The sequence below is a fragment of the Methanoculleus sp. UBA430 genome (genome assembly GCF_002506585.1).
Classification (GTDB): Archaea; Halobacteriota; Methanomicrobia; order Methanomicrobiales; family Methanoculleaceae; genus Methanoculleus.
On record NZ_DAXW01000009.1, the window covers coordinates 107,471 to 124,552 of the forward strand.

A 17,082-nucleotide genomic window follows, 5' to 3' on the forward strand; every position below is an offset into this window, starting at 1 on the left:
AACAGGCATTTATACTCTAGGGACATGGAGATTTAGTGGGCATGAAGATCGTTCATTTAGCAGACACGCATCTCGGATTGTCGGCTTTTAACCGAGTAGATCCGGAGACCGGGATGAACCTGCGCGAACAGTTCATTTACGACAACTTCCTTGCCTCTGTTGACCGGATCATCGCGATGCGTCCCGACGCGCTCGTCCATGCAGGCGACCTCTTCCACCAGGTCAAACCGAAGACCCGCGCCTACACGACGGCGCTCGACGCCCTCTCCCGCCTGCGGGACGCGGGGATCCCGGTGCTCGTGGTTGCGGGCAACCACAGCATGGCCAAGACCCGGTATACGGCATCGCCGTTTGAGGTGCTTGAGAGGGGAGGCTACGCTGCAGGCGACCTCTACGTCGCTCACAACAACCGCTATCGGCGGGTCGAACTGGGGGACACCGTCTTTCACCTGATACCGAATATGCTCCTCCCCGAAGGGTACCGGACGGCATTTGCGGAGGTCGAGTACTCCGGCGGCACAGACGTGCTTGTCACCCACGGCCTTGCGAGCATCCTGAAGGACCGGCGGTTGCACACCGTCGCCGAGCACGAACTGGACACGACGATCCTCTCGGACCGGTTCGACTACATCGCTCTCGGCCACTTCCACGGCCAGGTGCAGGTCGCCGACAACGCCTGGTACAGCGGGTCACTTGAGTACTGCAACTACGGAGAGATCGCGGAGAAGAAGGGCGGCCTCGCCGTGGACCTCGAGTCCGGGGAGGTCGAGCAGATCGACCTCCCGCGCACCCCCATGATCAGCCTCGGCCGGATCAATTGCGACGGCCTCTCGGCCCGTGAGGTCGTGGAGGGCATCCTCGACGCGGCCGGTACCGCAGGTGAGCGGATCGACCGCGCGATCTGCCGGGTCACGCTCGATGGAATACGGCGCGAGACGCTCCGCGCACTTGACCAGAAGGCGCTCGCGGACGTCCGGGCTCAAGTGCTGGACCTCAAACTGCAGGTGATAACCGCCGACGATCCGTCCCGGATCTTCTGCGAAGACTCACTCGTCGGTCTGGACTACATCGGTGAGTTCGAGCGTTTCGTGGAGCGGGAGCACCTTGCCCCCGGCGAGGAAGAGTTCGTGAAGAGGACCGGGACGGCGGTCCTCCGGTCGGCCATCGCACGCCATAAAGAGGGAGAGCGTGCTGCTGAATAAACTCCGGATGCGGAACTTCAAGCGGTTCCGTGATCAGGAGATCGCCTTCCAGGACGGCATCACGGGCATCGTCGGGAACAACGGGACCGGCAAGAGCAGCATCGTCGCCGCGATCCTCTTCGCCCTCTATGGCCTCCAGGGGACCGGGCTCGACGGAAACTACATCGTCAGTTCCTTTGCCGGCCCACAGGACGTCTGCGAGGTCCGCCTGGACTTCCGGGTCGCCGGCAACGACTACGCCGTCGTCCGCAGGTTCAAACGCCGCCCCTCCTCGACCCTCCACGAGGCAAACCTCTACCTGAACCAGAGACTTCTCGCGAGCAGCGTCCAGAAGGTAGGAGAGGAGGTGCAGCGGATCGTCGGCATGGGCCCGGGAGACCTCCGGAACACCATCTACTCCGGGCAGAAGGAACTCCTTGCCCTGATCGAGAGCCGGGCCGGGTCCCGGAAGGACTGGTTCATGCAGGTGCTGGGCATCGATTACCTCAGGAAAGACAGCATGGAAGACCTGAAGAAGGTGGTCGATGCCCGGGAAGGGGTTTTCCTGGAACTCTCCGGGCGGCTCCGGGAGCTCGATGCAGACGGGATCCGCGACCGCCTCTCGGCACTCCACACCGATCTCGCCGGTGTTGAAGAAGCCTCAGAGAAGGCAGGTGCCATCGATAGGCGTGCCGTGGAGTTGCTCGAGGATGCCCGACGAGAACGCGACCGGCTGCTCTCCGTGCGCGAACGGTATCTCCACCTCAGAAACGAGGAGGAGGTGTTCACGGCGGAGATCACACGACTCCGTGCCGAGTGCCGGGAGGGGGAGGCGGAGATCGCAGAGCGGCGGCGGTTGCAGGCCGAACTTGCAGAACTCACGCCTCTCGCCGACCGCTACGAACCTCTGAAGGCGGAGATGGTCGTGATGGCGGAGGCGAAGGCCGCAACCGACCGCCGGGTCCTCGAGGTGCATGCCGCAAACGAGCAGGTCCGCGAGTACGGAGAACGCAACGCGAAGATTGAGGCCGAACTCACCGCACTTGCAGAGGACGAGGAGGCGGTTACCGCCCTTGCCCGGGAGGTCGGGGAGTGGCAGGCCCTCCGCGACCGTCTCACGACGATGAAGGCACTCCAGCCGGAGTACGACGCCCTCCGTGAGGAACTCGCCCGCATGGACGAGCGCTTTTCCCAGACGGAGCGCCGTGTCCGGGAGAATCGGCTGGAGATCGAAGCGATCGAGGAGAAGACACGACACCTTCGCGCGATCGAAGCGGAGATCGAGGACCTCGACTACCTCCGGGCCCGGGAAGAGGCTTTTCTCAAAGCCCAGGAGTACGCCCGGCAGGAAGAGCGGTGCCTCCGGGAGGTCCGCGCCGCAACAGACGAGATGAGCCTGCTCGAGAGCGAGATCGCCGGGCTTGCCCGACAGCTCGCCGGGATGGGCGCCATCGAGGGGGAGATCGAGTCGGCGGAGAGCCGGAAAGACTACCTGACATCCCGGATCAGCGCCTGTGCCGAACGCCAGGAGGCGATCCGCGACGAGATCCGGAAACTGGCCGAACACCGGGCGGAGATCCTCGCCGCAGGCCCGGAAGGCTCCTGCCCGACGTGCCACCAGGGACTCGGCGAGCACTACGAGGAACTGGTTGGCGACCTTGCAGCCGCTACCACGTCGATGCAGGCCACGCTTGCAGACCTCGAACACGAGTATACGAGGGCGACCGCCGACCGCAAGAACCTCGTCGCCGCTCTGCAGGACCTCTCCCGGCAGCGCATCGACTGCCAGCGCCTGAAGGAGCAGCACGCGCTCTACTCGTCGCGGCACGACCAGAGCAGAAGGAGCGTGCAGCGGTGGCGGGCCGAGGCCGAAGAACACCGTGCGGCGATGCAGGCGCTCGGCATGGACGAATACGATCCGGCGGTGCATATCGCCCTCAAGGAGCGCATCCACGCTCTCGTGGAGAAGCGGGCAGCGGCCGACACCCTCCGGGGCGAGTGCAGCCGCCTCCCCGCCCTCCAGGAGGAGCGGCAGCGGCTCATCAAGGATGTCGAGGGCTACCTCGCCGGAAAAGAGGAGACCGAGGCGAAGGTATCCCGGATCGGGTTCGACCCCGTGGTCCGGCAGCGCCTTGATGCCGAAGCGCAGGCACTTGAGGGGTCATACCGCGCCTACGCGGAGGCACAGGCCCGTCTCGCGCGGCGACCGGCGCTGGAGAAGGAGCAGGAGGCTGTTCTCGCACGGGTCGACGCTCTCCGGCAGAGGCTGGAGGTCGCCCGGGCTGAACTCATCCGCCTCTCGTTTGACCCGCAACGGTTCGCACGCCTTGGTGAGGAGTGCAGCCGTGCCGAAGCGGCGCACCGGAGAGCGCTTGAGCTCCGGGTCCGCCTCGAGGAGGTTCCACGCCTCTTCGAGACGCTCAAGGCAAAGCAGGACCTCCTCGCAAGTCGGGAGGCCGACCTGCTCCGGGTCGGGGCGGCCATCGGCGACCTCGGGTTTGACGAACGAGCGGTCGCGGCAGCAGAGGAGGCAGTCGCGGGCCGCGAGAGGGAGGTTGCGGCGGCACGGGAGCAGCGGTACGCAATCACCGCTCGCATAACCGGCCTGGCGGCAGAGATCGAGAATGAGGCAGGGAGGCTCTCCCGGGCGGAGGACCTCTCCCGGCAGCAGGAGACGCTCACCAGGGAGATCGGGCGCCTGAAACTGACCCGCACCCTCATCAAGGACTACACGGACTACCTCCTGCAGGTGGTCAGGGACAGGATCGAGGAGGAGGCGGGGAGGGTGCTTGCCGAGATCACCGATGGGCGCTACGGGACGGTGATGCTCGACGACGACTTCACCGTCCTCGTCCACGATATGGGAGACGACTACCCGGCCGACCGGTTCAGCGGCGGAGAGCAGGACGACATCGCCATCGCCCTCCGGGTCGCCCTCTCCCGGTTCCTTGCCGAGGTGAACGGGGTGCACGACTCCACGTTCCTGATCTTCGACGAGATCTTCGGGAGCCAGGATGAAGGGCGGCGTAATAACCTCCTGCGGGCGCTCCGGACCCAGGAGGCTCATTTCCCCCAGATTCTCCTCATATCCCATATCACCGAGGTCCAGGATGAGTTCTCGACGACGCTCATGGTCGAGATGGGGGCGGACCAGGCAAGCCGCGTCCGGGAGTTCGAATGATGGACCGGAAGACCTTTTACCAGGACGCCATCCGGCGGGTCGCCGGAAGGATCCGGGAGTCCGCCCCCGAGGACCTTCCCGAGCGGTTTTCGGCGTGCAGCGGGTTTGATACGTCATCATACCGCTGCTGCCGGCCCGAGTTCGACGGGGCAGTCTGCGCGGTGGACGGGAGCAACACCATAATTCTCGACGCAGGCAGTTTCGCCATCGCCGCCGTCCGGGCATCGGTCAGCGCGTATGCCGGCAGTGCCCGCCTCTGCCACCGTACGACGCCCCTCTACGTCGTTACGGTCAACCCGGGAACCGGGAACGAGGACTTCGACACGCTCTTTTACGACTGTTTTCACTGCACCCCGAAGGCGCACCTCGACCACGACGACCCGGTCCGGAACACCGCCGTCATACGCGACACCCTCGAGTACTGGGCGGCGATGGAGATGGCCGCGGAACTCGATACCGGGGACCTCATCGTCCTCGACGGCACGCTCCAGGTCCGCCATGCAAGCCATGACGAGGTCATCGAGAGACTCTTGAACCTCTGCAACCTCCGGGGGGTGCTCATCGCCGCGGTGACGAAACGAACGTCGCTCACCTGGGGTGGGGGGCACCCGATCATCCCGGCGGCAGAGGGGCTTGCTCGCGAACTTTCCGTCCGTGAGCCCTGGTATCTCTGCGTCTCCGCCGCCGAGGGCCTCATCGATCGGCAGGAGGCACGCCCCTGGAAGCAGCGGGGCGAGCAGTACGTTACGCGGCTGCACCCGCGGGCACAGCGGGCGTTCAAGGTGGAGATCCCGAAATACTACGGCCCGGACAACGTCGAACGGGTCTTCTCGGCGCTCGCGTTCTTTGCCGACGACGGGAGGGTCACGGGCTACCCGTACCCGCTCCTCGACGCCCACCTCACCACGAAGATCGGAAGGGACGCGGTTGACCAGGTCCGCCGGGACATCGTCCGGGACATGGACCTGCTCGGCATGACCTTTGCCGATTACACCGGCATCTTTGGAGACTACCACGATGAATTTGATCGATATTGACGGCGGCGACGCCTCGAAATACCGCCTGATCGGGGACCGGGTGCTCAGCTACCGGTTTGCCGTCCCCCACGACGAAGAACTCTTTCTCGGGGACATCTTGAAGATCACCGACGACGTCAAGGGGCTGACGTTCTTTGCCAAAGTGAGCGACCTCCTCCACGACTGCAACTTCTCCGACCCGAACTGGGACACCCGGCCCCATACCGAGCACTTCTACACCATAGGGGAGGACGTCTTCATCCTCGTCGAGGCGCTCCCGCTCGGGTACGTCGGCGCTGACGGCACCTTCCGAAAACCCCGGACAATTCCGGCGAAGTTCTCCCGCGTGGAGCGGCCGGGCTCGGATGACTTTGCATTCCTCCGGCAGGTGATGGGCGATATCGAGGTCGGGGTGATGAAGACCGGCCAGGACGTCCTGCAGGACGTGCAGGTCGCTCTCCCCTCAACCGTCATGCGCCAGCACATGGGCGTCTTCGCGACGACGGGCATGGGGAAGAGCAACTTCATGAAGGTCTTCTGCGCATCCTGTATGCAGGCCCGGGCGTTCGGGCTGCTCATCGTCGACCCGCACGGCGAGTACGTGGCGGGCGGGCGGTCGTCGAGCGGCAAGGATACCCGGGGACTCCTGCACTACCAGGCCGGCCGGGACGGGCTCTCCGTCTTCTCCACCCGGTCGGAGCAGTTCCGGAAGAAGTACCGTCTGGACCAGCTCTACCTTGACCACGACGACTTCAGGGCGCCCGACCTCCTCCTGCTCTACGAGCACTCTCCGCCCCAGCGCGAGGTCGTGGAGATGCTCGAGAGCACGCCGGGTTCCGACGTGATCGACTTCTTCCAGACCACCGACTTTGCAACCTTCGACGCCGAGACCTACACCGGCCGCCATCCCCGGATTGCCCGGGACTTAAAGAACTTCTCACCGAGCACGCTCTCGGTGATGCAGCGGCGCATCACGGGCATGATGAACCGGAACCGGGGCTTCTTCCGGCGCCAGGGCTCCTCGATCCCGGAGATCGTGAAGGCGCTCCACGAGAACAAGGTCGTCCTGATCGATATCCCGGGAATGAGCGAGCAGAGCGAACTCTTTGTCCTCTCGATCATAACGCGCAAGATCATGCGCAACCACCAGGGGGAAGGGGCCGGAGGCGATGAGGAGCCAAAGCAGGTGCTGATCACCATCGAGGAGGCGCAGCGGGTGCTGGGGTCAGGACCCGGGAGCACCCAGATCTTCCGGGAAGCCGCGATGGAGGGGAGAAAGTTCGGTGTCGGGCTCTGTGTGGTGACCCAGCAGCCGAAGAACATCGACGCCCGGGTCCTTGCCCAGTTGAACACCTTCGTCGTGATGGGGCTCTCAGACCGGGGAGACCGCGATATCATCGCAAGCAGCGCAAAGCAGGACCTATCGCGCCTGGACACCGAGATCCAGACGCTTGAACCGGGAGAAGCGGTCATCAGCACCATCGGGATACCGTTCCCGGTGAGCACCCGGATCCATCTCTTCGAGGAGTACGTTCAGGACCTCAACACAAGACCGGTGGTCCGGCCGATCGACGACGGGCTTGATACGACATTTTGAGAAGAAACGCGCGAAGGTGATGTTGGCAGGATCCTATCCTGTGTCAACTGTCCCTTCACTGAATTGCTTGACGCCCCGGGGGCATCAGGATTACTGGACTTTCTCGATTTTTCGTATCGAGACGCAGTTGATGACCGCATCCCCGGACAGGATGTAGCGTTTGACGACCGTCCCGAGCACCTCGACCACATCCCCCTTCTGTACGTTGTGTGCCGGCGAGGTGAACATCTTGACCGATATCTCACCGGTCCGGTCGGCGACGAGGTACTGCGGCCGGTTGAGGAACTGGAAATACACACGTTCGACGACACCCTTTATGCGTACCGGTTCCCCGAGCATGTTTAGGTTGATCTCCCGTATCCGGGCGTTCTTCGCTTCTGCTTCGTACATAGGCACCAGTGACGTATACTGTGACTGGCTCATGTAGTTGAGCGCTAGCGGTATGAGAACCAGCATGACGGCCACAGGTACGCCCCAGATCAGCAGGTATACATCCCCTGTAGTGAGGACATACGCTGCCATCAAGACAACAAAAAAGAGGAAGACGGCCAGTACAACGGCCGACACCCTCACTTTGATATTTCCGATCTGCATCGTTAATCAGGTCTACTTAGATCTACTTAAGGGCTGCAATTTCCTTTCTGAATGCGACCCAGTAGAGGACACCGACGAAGAACAGACCGCCGACGATGTTGCCGAGTGTGACCGGAATTACGTTGTTGGTCCACATGTTCACCCAGTTGACCGTCGCGACTGCCTTTGTGGGGTCAATACCTGTGACGAAGATACCCGCCGGGATGAAGTACATGTTCGCAATGCTGTGTTCGAACCCGCTGGCAACGAAGGCGAAGATCGGGAACCAGATACCGACGATCTTACCGATCGCGTCGTCGGCGCAGATACCGAGCAGGACAGCAAGGTTGACGAGCCAGTTACAGGCAATTGCCTTCAGGAAGCACGACCAGAGCGCCATACCACCGACGTAACCTGTCTTTGCGGCCGCTATGCCTATCGCTCTCGTACCAAATGCGGTGACCGTTGCGACTCCGGCGGCATCGTAGCTGACACACGGCCCGTATGCCATGATGTACGCAAAGATTACCGACCCGATGAAGTTGCCGATATATACCCAGACCCAGAGGTTGAGCACGCTTGCCCAGCTGACCTTGTGGACGAACGCTGCCATGGGGGCGAGCATCGCGTCGCCGGTGAAGAGTTCGGCACCGGTCATGATTGTGATGATAAGTCCGACAGGGAAGACAGCACCCAGAACGAGCTGGGAGATACCGGGGCTTGCCGCACCGAACCGCATCGCAACGTCGGTTGCCTGGATACCGGTCGAACAGACCGTCGCCAGGGCAGCACCCATCGCGATGAAGGCTCCGGAGAGGACACCACGCAGGAGCATGTTCCAGGCCGGCAGTCCGACCTTGTACTTCCCGGCATCACCTGCTTTTGCTACGATAGCAACTGGAGGATGGAATACCATTTTTCATACACCTCTCTAAACGTCCTACCTATACCATCAAGTAATCCGAATGGATAGGTCTAATTAATCAGTAATTTAAGAGTGCTATTAATAGGTTTCGAAATGATCGCTGTGCCCCGGTGACGGAGCCTCATTTGGGGCATTTATCGTCGCTGTAAGTTAATTTCCATAGTTAAACATGAAGAATCAATAAATAACGCTTTAACCTTCGGATTGGAGACCACGCAGAATATAGGTAGTTTTAGGGGATGTTCGACGGTATTCCGGGAGCAGGCGCGCCCGGTCTCCGGCAGTAGCCCATTCCCCCTTCCGGGACAGAAAAAATACGGCATTATCACCGCACTTGACATGCGCGCAGGAATGACCATCAGGGACCGGCTTTCAGTCAGGCAGATTAACTTTGTTTTGAAGAGAAGGCCGGCCAGCGCCTCGCTTCCAGAGCAGTCTCCGGTTCCGTGCCGGACCTCGCTTCAGGCGGACTGCAGACACCGTGGGCGTAAGCCTTTGTGGTGCCGCAGTAGCCGACGCATGCCTCGGGTACAGCCTGCCCTGTAGACCGATCAGGGGGTATGCTCCCGGGAAGGGTCCCCCTCCCGCCGCATGATGACCGTGTAACTCGGAAGACGCCGTTCGGACGCTGCAGGAGCGTTATCAGGCGTCTTTGGAAGATGTACAGCGGATTTTGGAGAGGAGTGCCGAACGGCTGGAGGAGGGGCATCCCGGTTCGGGCTGCGCGCCCACCCGTCACCCGACGGCCGATGCACGGCACGACGGACGTGCCGGCCGCAGCTGGCGCAGGAGCCGGACGTGCGCAGCCAGGAACATGAACGAAGCAGGATCCTACAGGGCTCAAGGGAACTTTCTCCTCCGCGCTGCAGCCAATCAGATTGGGCAATCCCTCCAGGAGGAGCAGTGCCTGGTGCACCGGGAGACCTGCTTCCGGATCCGGTGTAAGCGCTCCGTGCCCTCTCAGGCAGGAATCGTCCTTCAGACACTATATCTTCCCGTCCCACACCACAGACCGTACCGGGAGCGCCGGCCGGCAATGTGCATTCAAAAACAATGTACTTCCACTGGGAATTAATCAAATAACATATCAGGTCGTATGAAAAATATTTCATAGATTTCATGCAGATCGAGGAAGCCGTCACTCCTTACAGGAGGGTCATACTTATCGCCATCATCGTCGGGCTTATCGCCGGCCTCGGTGCCCTGTTCTTCTTTGAAGGGCTGAAACTGGGAACTGCGTTTTTCATGGAAGGCATCGTCGGGTTCAACCTCCCGAAGGAAGGGCAGACCCTCCAGGATATCAGCCAGTGGGCTCCTCCCGATCACCTCTGGATGATCCTCCCCGTCATCTGTTTCGGGGGGCTTCTCTCCGGCATCCTGGTCTACACCCTTGCCCCGGAGGCGGAAGGTCACGGGACCGATGCAGCGATCAGGGCGTTTCACGGAGGAAAGCGGGTACGCTGGCGTGTCCCTCTCGTTAAAGCCGTCACCGCCATCCTGACCATCTCGACGGGAGGAAGCGCGGGCCGTGAAGGGCCGACCGCGCAGATCTCGGCCGGTTTCGGTTCGATCGCCGCCGACCTGTTAGGCCTCTCCCCCCGCGAGCGGAGGCTTGCCATCGCCACCGGTGTCGGCGCCGGGATCGGCACGATCTTCATGGCACCTCTCGGCGGGGCAATCCTCGCCGCGGAGATCCTCTACAAGCAGGACTTCGAGACCGAAGCGATCGTTCCCGCGTTTCTGGCCTCTGTCATCGGATATGCCATGTTCGGCCTGGTCGAAGGGTTTGAACCGGTCTTCGGTCCCGCGGCGACCTCCTGGAACGTCTTTCAGATCCCGTTCTTCATCCTCCTCGGCGTGGTCTCGACGGCAGTCGGCCTGATCTACATAAACGCCTTCTATGGGACGAACAGGATTTTTAAGGAGATATTCGGCCGGTTCAACCTCCCGAATCACTTCAAACCCCTTGCCGGGGCGTTTCTCACCGGCATATTCGTCCTTGCTCTTGCGGCCCTCTCTCCCGAAGCGGCAATCGTCGGGCTCGGGAGCCTCGGAACCGGATACGGCTTTGCGCAACTTGCCCTCTATAACATGCTCCCCGTCGGGGTGCTGCTCTTCCTCCCGTTTGCAAAGATCCTGACGACATCGCTCACCATCGGCTCGGGGGGGAGCGGCGGCGTCTTCGCACCGGGACTGGTGATCGGGGGGGCGACAGGAGGGGCCTTCGGTTCCCTGCTGCACCTCGCGCTCCCCGGCATCGTGCCCGCAGAATCCGTGCCGGTCTTCTTCGTCGTCGGGATGATCGCCCTCTTCGGTGCGATCTCCCATGCACCCATCGCGGTCATGATCATGGTCGTAGAGATGACCGGCGACTTCTCCCTGCTCGTGCCGGCGATGGGCGCTGTCTCGGTGGCGGTCATTCTCATCGGCCAGTCCACCATCTTCCGTGAGCAGGTGCTGGACCGGTCCCAATCTCCTGCTCACAGGGACGAGTATATGGTTGAAATCCTCCAGGATATCCATGCCGGCGATATTATGGTGCCCCGTGACCGGATCCTGGCTGTATCGCCCGATGACAGGGTTGGACGGGTGCTCCACCTGATCGACGAGACACTGCACACCGGGTTTCCGGTGCTCGATGGGGAGGGCAAACTCGTCGGCATCATCGCTCTCGATGATGTCAGAGATAACCGGATAAACGGCGAGCATGACGTCCTGGTGAAGGAGGCCATGAGCTCACGGGTATTCACCGTTCACCATGCCTGTACGTTGCGCGATGCCCTGGACCTGATGACCGAGCACGACATTCACCACCTGCCTGTTGTTCCGGCAGATGATCCGGGGGTGCTCTCCGGCTTCATCACCCGGACAGATATTATGAAGGCCTATACCCGGAAGGTATCTCAGTCGGCAGGGAGACGCCGTACAGGGTCCGTCACCCTGATCGAACCGGGTATGGCGGCAGGAAACAGTCCCGGCGAGAAAAAGAGGGTTGATGGTTGAGCGTTGCATTCAGGTCATTTGAACACGTCAAAGATCTGGTCGCTCCCCGTCGCGATGAGCCGGTCGCGCTCTGAACTCTCCTCGACGAGCGCGAGCACGGGGGGAGTCATATCCTCGCCCGGGTGGAACCCAAAGAGCCTCTCGAGGTCGACCTGGATGGCGTGCAGGAAGACCGAGTTTGAGATCTCCACAGGACAGAGCTCCTCGCACTGGCCGCAGTTGACACAGGAGTCGGAGATATGCGCGAACCGGATCAGGTGGAACATGAACGGCGGCGGGATGACGCCGGGCTCGACCAGGTAGTCCTTCTTCGTACTGCAGTCGATACAGTAGCAGATCGGGCAGTTCTCGATGCAGGAGTAGCACTTGATGCACCGGGAGGTCTGCTCCCGGATCCGGTTCAGGCGCTCCGTCCCCTCGCCGAGCGCCCCGAAGTAGCGTTCCCGCCATTTGTCGCCGAGTTTCAGCATGGCGTTCTCGACCTTGCCGCGGATCTCGATCCCCTTCGGATTTGCCGCCTCCGTCGCCACGGCGCCGGCCTGGATAGCGCTGTTGAGGAGGTTCGCGCCCTTCTCGGAGCAGACCTCGACGAATGTGGCGTTGCCGGCTTTTTCCCCAATAACGCCCCAGTTCCCGCAGGCGAGATCCGCCTGACGCGGGATCTTGATCTTGCACCGCCGGCAATTGGACCGGCGGCCGAGCCCCTCGTTCCCGAGAAGGTCTTCTGCCCCCTCCTCGAGTTCATCGATCGAGACGGAGGCGTGCTCGCCGTCCTTTGTGACAACGATGAACTTTCCCTTGTCGATCTCCTCCTTGACGACATCGTCGGGGTCGAGGCCAAGCTTCTCCCGGACGACGGTCCGCGCTACCTCCGGCCGGATGGTGCCGCCGCAGTTGAGGCCGATCACGATGATGTTGTCCAGGTTGACCTGCCCGCGTTTGGCCATCTCGTAGATAGCCTTGACGTCGCAGCCCTTGAGGACCGTCGCAATCCGCATATTGGGATCGGTTGCGAGGAGGCACCGCCGCATCTGTTTGGGGAGGAGCAGGGTGCCGCAGTGGAGCGAGCCCGCAATGCCTCCGATCTCGGCGGGGTCGGTGATCAGCGCCGGCAGGGCGTCGTAGACGTCCGCGCCCTTCCGGACCGCAAAGACCCCGTCAACCATACCGCTCTCGAGAGCGTGGCGCAGCAGGGCGGTCACCGCTCCGCCGGTCTCGGCCTTCTCGCGGAGTTCGTCGTCCGTCGTCCATGCATAGAGTAAATCGCCTTTTCCTGCCATATCTCACACCTCCCCGATTCTCTCGACCTTCACGGCACACGCCTTGAACTCAGGGATCTTTGCGATCGGGTCGAGCGCGTTGTTCGTCAGGACATTCGCCGCACACTCCCTGTAGTGGAACGGCATGAACATGACACCCTTCACGATGTCGGGGGTCACCTTCGCGGGGACGTCCACCGTGCCGCGGCGGGTGCTCGCCCGGACGACCTCGTCGTCCTTAATGCCGAGTTCCCTCGCATCCTCAGGGTTGATCTCGATCCAGCCCGTGGGTGCCTCCTTCTCAAGGCTCCGCGACCGGCGGGTCATGGTGCCGGTATGCCACTGCCAGATCGTACGGCCGGTCGTAAGGACGAACGGGTACTCGGCGTCCGGGACCTCGGCGGGCGGTTTCCACTCGATGGGCGAGAAGACGCCCAGGCCGTCGGGCATCGCAAACTTCTCCCGGTGGAGGATCGCCGTTCCCGGGTGCTCCGCCGTCGGGCAGGGCCAGTGCAGGCCGTCCGGATCGAGGCGAGCGTAGGACATCCCGTGGTAGGAGGGCGTCACGGCGGCGACCTCGTTAAAGACCGCTTCAGGGCTTTCGAACGCAAACTGTTTCTCGTAGCCCATCCTGCTCCCGAGCTCGCAGATGATCCGCCAGTCTTCCTTCGCTTCGCCGGGTGCCTGCTGTGCCTTCTTCCAGCGCTGGACACGCCGCTCGGTGTTCGTCTGGGTGCCGTCCTTCTCGGCGTAGCAGACGGCGGGCAGAATGACGTCGGCGAGTTCGCCCGTCTCGGTCATGAAGATGTCCTGCACGACCAGGAACTCGAGGTTCCGGAGGGCCTCCTCGACGTGGTGGAGGTCGGGATCGGAGAGCATCGGGTTCTCGCCCATGATGTACATCGCCTTGATCTCACCGGGCTTGTCGGCGAGGACGTTGATCATCTCGGTGACGGTGTAGCCGACCCTGCCCTCGGCAATATCCTCGACGCCCCACATCTCCATCATCTTCTTCCGGGTCGCCTCGTCGGTGACCTTCTGGTAGCCGGAGTAGACGTTCGGGAGGGCTCCCATATCGCAGGCACCCTGGACGTTGTTCTGGCCGCGGAGCGGGTTCACGCCGCTGCCGGGCTTGCCCAGGTTGCCGGTGAGCATCATCAGGTTCGCGGTCGATTTGACGTTGTCGACGCCGACGGTGTGCTGGGTGATGCCCATCGAGTAGATGAGCGCGGCAGCATCGGCCGTTGCGATCCACTCGGCCGCGGTCCTGAGGCTCTCGACCGGAATCCCCGAGATCTTTGAGACGTTCTCAAGGCTGTAAGTCTCCTGCATGACGACCTCCTTGAGGTTCTCGTAATCCTTCGTTCGGTTCGCAATGAACTCCTTATCCTCCCTGCCGTTCCGGATGATCTCCTGCATCAGGCCGTTTAAGATGGCGACATCGGTTCCGGAGACGAACGGCATGTAGAGATCAGCCTGTCGGGCGGTCGGGGTGAAGCGCGGGTCGGCGACGATCACCTTCCCGCCGCTCTCTCTTGCACGGACGATGCTCCGTGCAATGAGCGGGTGCTGCTCGAAGGTATTACTCCCGAGGACGAAGACGCACTTTGAATCGGCGATGTCCTTGATCGAGTTCGTCATCGCGCCTGATCCGAAGACCGCCGCAAGGCCCGCGACGGTGGACGAGTGGCAGAGCCGGGCGCAGTGGTCGACGTTCGGGGTCTTGAGCGCCACCCGCGCGAACTTCTGCATCAGGTAATTCTCCTCGTTCGATGTCCGGGCGGAGGAGAGACAGGCCATCTCTCCGGGTTTATAGGACCTGAACTTCTCCGTGATCAGGTCGTAGGCCTCGTCCCAGGTCGCCTCGACGAACGTACCGTCCTTCTTGATGAGCGGTGTTGTCAGGCGGTCGGGGCTGTTGATAAACTCGTGGGCATACCGTCCTTTGGGGCAGAGTTTGCCGCCGTTGACGGGCGCACGCTGCCAGTGCGCCACATCGAAGACCTTGCCGTCCCTCACGACAAGGTTGAACCCGCACCCGGTGCCGCAGTACGGGCATGTTGTCGATACATACTTGATATCCATAGTTGTTCCCTCTGGCGGGGACAACATGACGCCCGAATTATATAATATACGTGGTTCCGGCGGAATTTTTGAGGAATATTGGTGGAATGCCGCAGGAACCCGACTCACAGGCCGGCCTGGACCGCCAGCGCCGCCACGAGCGTGACGATACCCGCCACCGAGAGCGGCAGGGTGTAGTTCCGCACGACCGCGGGAAAATCGTCGCCGGTCGTCCGTTTGAGCAGCCAGAAGAAGGGGTCGCTCACGTAGGAGAACATGAACGCTCCTGCAGAGATCATGAGCACCAGGGCAAGCGGGTTGATCGCCAGAGCGGCAGGGATCGTGGCGAGGATGGTGGCGGTGACGGTGGCGGTGACGACTCTTGAGCCCTGTGCCGCCTGCACCAGGGCGGCGACGACGAACGGGAGGAGGGTGATGGGGAGATAACCCTGAACGAGCGCGGCCACATCGGCAGGGAAGGTGCTTGCGGCGATGACGCCGCCGAGCGCTCCGGCACCGGCGAGGTCGAAGATGATGATCCCGGCGTTTTTCGTCCCCCGGGCAAGCGCCTTCTCCCGGACGTCGGCCGGAACGGTGAGAAGTGCGGCAAAGAGCCCGGCAAGAAGCGCCAGGTTGATGTTTGCAAGGGCGTGGAGCGGTGGGACGAAAGACCCTACTACGAGCGCGAAGACGATGACCAGGAACGGCAGCCAGGCGAGAAGGTGCCGCCCGCCCGCTATGGGAGCCGGTTCTGCCGGCAACGCCGCAGGCGTACCGCGGGCCCGCAGGGCGACAAGGAGACCGGCGAGGAGGAGGAGCGAGACAGGAAGGGTGACGAGGTCGACCTCCCAGGGCCGGCCGGCAAAGAGGCCGAGCGTCGTTATGGTGGAGTAGACCACTGGAGGGGGGTAGAGGAGCACGTAGGATATCATCCCGGCGACGCCGGCGCAGTAGAGGAGGATCTTTGACGCCTGCCGGTCGGGCTGGAGGTGCGTGATGATGGGGGCGAGGATGACGAACGAGGTGATGCCGCACATCAGCGGGACGGAGAGGAGGTAGCCGGCCGACCCTGCCGTGGCAAGGGGGCGGTGCACCAGGCCCCGGATGTCGGCGACGATATTCTCTATCCGACCACTCTCGCGGAGGACCTGGGCGATGCCGACTCCGCAGAAGATGACGATACCGAGGATGGAGAATATCCTGCCGGCGCCGCCCGTGATCGCCGCAATAAGCGTCTCCGCCGGCATCCCGGCAAGGGCGCCGAAGAGGACGGACGTCCCGACCAGGGTGAGAAACGGGGGGAGGTGATACCTGAGCGACGCGACGGTTATCACGACGATGGCGACGGCGAAGGGGATGAGGGTCTCCATCACTCTTCCGTTGACGGCATGGGGTTATAAGGCCCGCCGGCCTTCTGCTCCATCTCGCGGCGGGCTTCAGCAATCCGGGCCCCGGCAATCTCCCGGTATCCCGGGTCGATTTCAAACCCGATAAAGTCCGCGCCGAGGGCAAGCGCCGCAAGCGCCGTGCTCCCGATGCCCATGAAGGGGTCGAGGACCAGCATCCCCGGCCGGCAGCCGTGGAGCCGGATGCACATCTCCGGGAGCTTCTCCGGGAAACTGGTCGGGTGGGGCCGGGAGGAGCGGATGGTCCGGTAGGGGATGAACCAGGTGTTCCCCCGGTCCCGGAGGTCGCGCTCCGCCGCCTTCCAGCGGCCGATGTTGCTCTTGTCCTGGTAGGGGACGCCGACACCCAGTTTGTCGAGGGCGACGCTCCCTTTCTTCGTGAAGTGGAATATATGCTCGTGGCACTGGCTCAGGTAACGGGAACTGTTCACCGGCTGGTAGTGGCCGACGGCGATGTCCCCGAGTATGTTCTCGTAACCGCCGACATCCTCCTTCCCGATCGCGATCGCCTTGACCCAGTGGATGACGTTCTGCAGCTCGAAGTAGGGGCGGAACCGCTGGACGGCGTCGAAGGGGATCCAGGGGTCCCGGGGTTTGCCGCCGATGTTGAGGAAGAACGAGCCGTCATCGGCGAGGACCCGCGCCGCCCCGGCGGCGACCTCCTCCAGCCAGCCGAGATACTCTTCACGGGGCTGCCGGTCGTTGTATGACCGGTATTCCTTGCCGATGTTGTAGGGCGGCGATGTGACGATGATATCGACAGAACCCGCCGGAAGGCGCTGCATGCCCGCTATGCAGTCCATGGTATGGATGGTATTGGCGGCAAGCCCGCCGGGTCCGTCCGTCTCTCTCTCCTCTCCTGCCACTCAGATCATAT

The 17,082-nt window shown here is 62.5% G+C and carries 10 protein-coding genes and 2 pseudogenes; 6 read left to right on the plus strand and 6 right to left on the minus strand.

Annotation, left to right across the window (positions count from 1 at the left end):
• Positions 1 to 41 precede the first annotated feature (41 nt).
• Genes BRA49_RS06740 through BRA49_RS06755 form a run of 4 tightly spaced genes read left to right on the plus strand, consistent with a single transcriptional unit; the run spans position 42 to position 6,975 of the window.
• Positions 42 to 1,202: a metallophosphoesterase family protein gene (locus BRA49_RS06740; protein ID WP_292384612.1), complete on the plus strand. Its 1,161-nt coding sequence runs from the start codon at positions 42 to 44 to the stop codon at positions 1,200 to 1,202.
• On the plus strand, positions 1,189 to 4,362 hold the full coding sequence (locus BRA49_RS06745; RefSeq protein WP_292384614.1) for an AAA family ATPase: 3,174 nt from the start codon (positions 1,189 to 1,191) through the stop codon (positions 4,360 to 4,362). The genes BRA49_RS06740 and BRA49_RS06745 overlap by 14 nt, the downstream gene beginning before the upstream one ends.
• A complete protein-coding gene (locus BRA49_RS06750) occupies positions 4,362 to 5,399 on the plus strand; it encodes a DNA double-strand break repair nuclease NurA (protein WP_292384616.1) in 1,038 nt (345 codons plus the stop codon). The genes BRA49_RS06745 and BRA49_RS06750 overlap by 1 nt, the downstream gene beginning before the upstream one ends.
• Positions 5,380 to 6,975 carry an ATP-binding protein gene (locus BRA49_RS06755; RefSeq protein ID WP_292384617.1) on the plus strand — a complete coding sequence of 532 codons (1,596 nt, stop codon included), beginning with the start codon at positions 5,380 to 5,382 and terminating at the stop codon, positions 6,973 to 6,975. Before BRA49_RS06750 ends, BRA49_RS06755 begins: the two co-directional genes overlap by 20 nt.
• Positions 6,976 to 7,065: 90 nt before the next feature.
• On the opposite strand, the gene BRA49_RS06760 is transcribed toward BRA49_RS06755, so the two are convergent.
• Positions 7,066 to 7,569: a nucleotide-binding protein gene (locus BRA49_RS06760; protein ID WP_292384620.1), complete on the minus strand. Its 504-nt coding sequence runs from the start codon at positions 7,567 to 7,569 to the stop codon at positions 7,066 to 7,068.
• Positions 7,570 to 7,591: 22 nt separating this feature from the next.
• On the minus strand, positions 7,592 to 8,464 hold the full coding sequence (locus BRA49_RS06765) for a formate/nitrite transporter family protein (RefSeq protein WP_292384622.1): 873 nt from the start codon (positions 8,462 to 8,464) through the stop codon (positions 7,592 to 7,594).
• Positions 8,465 to 9,805: 1,341 nt separating this feature from the next.
• Here BRA49_RS06765 and BRA49_RS06770 point away from each other — a divergent pair.
• Positions 9,806 to 11,149 (plus strand): annotated as a pseudogene (locus tag BRA49_RS06770) (chloride channel protein); the annotation flags it as partial.
• A gap of 54 nt (positions 11,150 to 11,203) precedes the next feature.
• Positions 11,204 to 11,476: pseudogene (locus BRA49_RS13610) on the plus strand (HPP family protein); the annotation flags it as partial.
• Between the two features lie 14 nt (positions 11,477 to 11,490).
• On the opposite strand, the gene BRA49_RS06775 reads toward BRA49_RS13610, so the two are convergent.
• The 4 genes from BRA49_RS06775 to BRA49_RS06790 all read right to left on the minus strand — a co-directional run bounded on the left by BRA49_RS06775 (position 11,491) and on the right by BRA49_RS06790 (position 17,071).
• The gene (locus tag BRA49_RS06775; protein WP_292384625.1) at positions 11,491 to 12,756 is read right to left on the minus strand and encodes a Coenzyme F420 hydrogenase/dehydrogenase, beta subunit C-terminal domain; all 1,266 of its coding nucleotides are present in this window, start codon (positions 12,754 to 12,756) and stop codon (positions 11,491 to 11,493) included.
• A 3-nt stretch (positions 12,757 to 12,759) separates the two neighbouring features.
• Complete coding sequence (fdhF, locus tag BRA49_RS06780; RefSeq protein ID WP_292384627.1) at positions 12,760 to 14,820, minus strand: formate dehydrogenase subunit alpha; 2,061 nt, start codon at positions 14,818 to 14,820, stop codon at positions 12,760 to 12,762.
• Between the two features lie 104 nt (positions 14,821 to 14,924).
• Positions 14,925 to 16,169 (minus strand): GntP family permease, encoded by a 1,245-nt coding sequence (locus BRA49_RS06785; protein WP_292384628.1) that lies wholly within the window; start codon positions 16,167 to 16,169, stop codon positions 14,925 to 14,927.
• Positions 16,169 to 17,071, minus strand: coding sequence for a DNA-methyltransferase (locus BRA49_RS06790; protein WP_292384629.1), 903 nt, complete (start codon positions 17,069 to 17,071; stop codon positions 16,169 to 16,171). Before BRA49_RS06790 ends, BRA49_RS06785 begins: the two co-directional genes overlap by 1 nt.
• Positions 17,072 to 17,082: the final 11 nt, after the last annotated feature.

Coding starts and splice junctions, on each gene's coding strand:
- BRA49_RS06740 (WP_292384612.1), top strand. CDS start 42: ATGAAGATCGTTCATTTAGCAGACACGCATCTCGGATTGTCGGCTTTT.
- BRA49_RS06750 (WP_292384616.1), top strand. CDS start 4,362: ATGGACCGGAAGACCTTTTACCAGGACGCCATCCGGCGGGTCGCCGGA.
- BRA49_RS06755 (WP_292384617.1), top strand. CDS start 5,380: ATGAATTTGATCGATATTGACGGCGGCGACGCCTCGAAATACCGCCTG.
- BRA49_RS06760 (WP_292384620.1), bottom strand. CDS start 7,569: ATGCAGATCGGAAATATCAAAGTGAGGGTGTCGGCCGTTGTACTGGCC.
- BRA49_RS06765 (WP_292384622.1), bottom strand. CDS start 8,464: ATGGTATTCCATCCTCCAGTTGCTATCGTAGCAAAAGCAGGTGATGCC.
- BRA49_RS06775 (WP_292384625.1), bottom strand. CDS start 12,756: ATGGCAGGAAAAGGCGATTTACTCTATGCATGGACGACGGACGACGAA.
- fdhF (WP_292384627.1), bottom strand. CDS start 14,820: ATGGATATCAAGTATGTATCGACAACATGCCCGTACTGCGGCACCGGG.
- BRA49_RS06785 (WP_292384628.1), bottom strand. CDS start 16,169: ATGGAGACCCTCATCCCCTTCGCCGTCGCCATCGTCGTGATAACCGTC.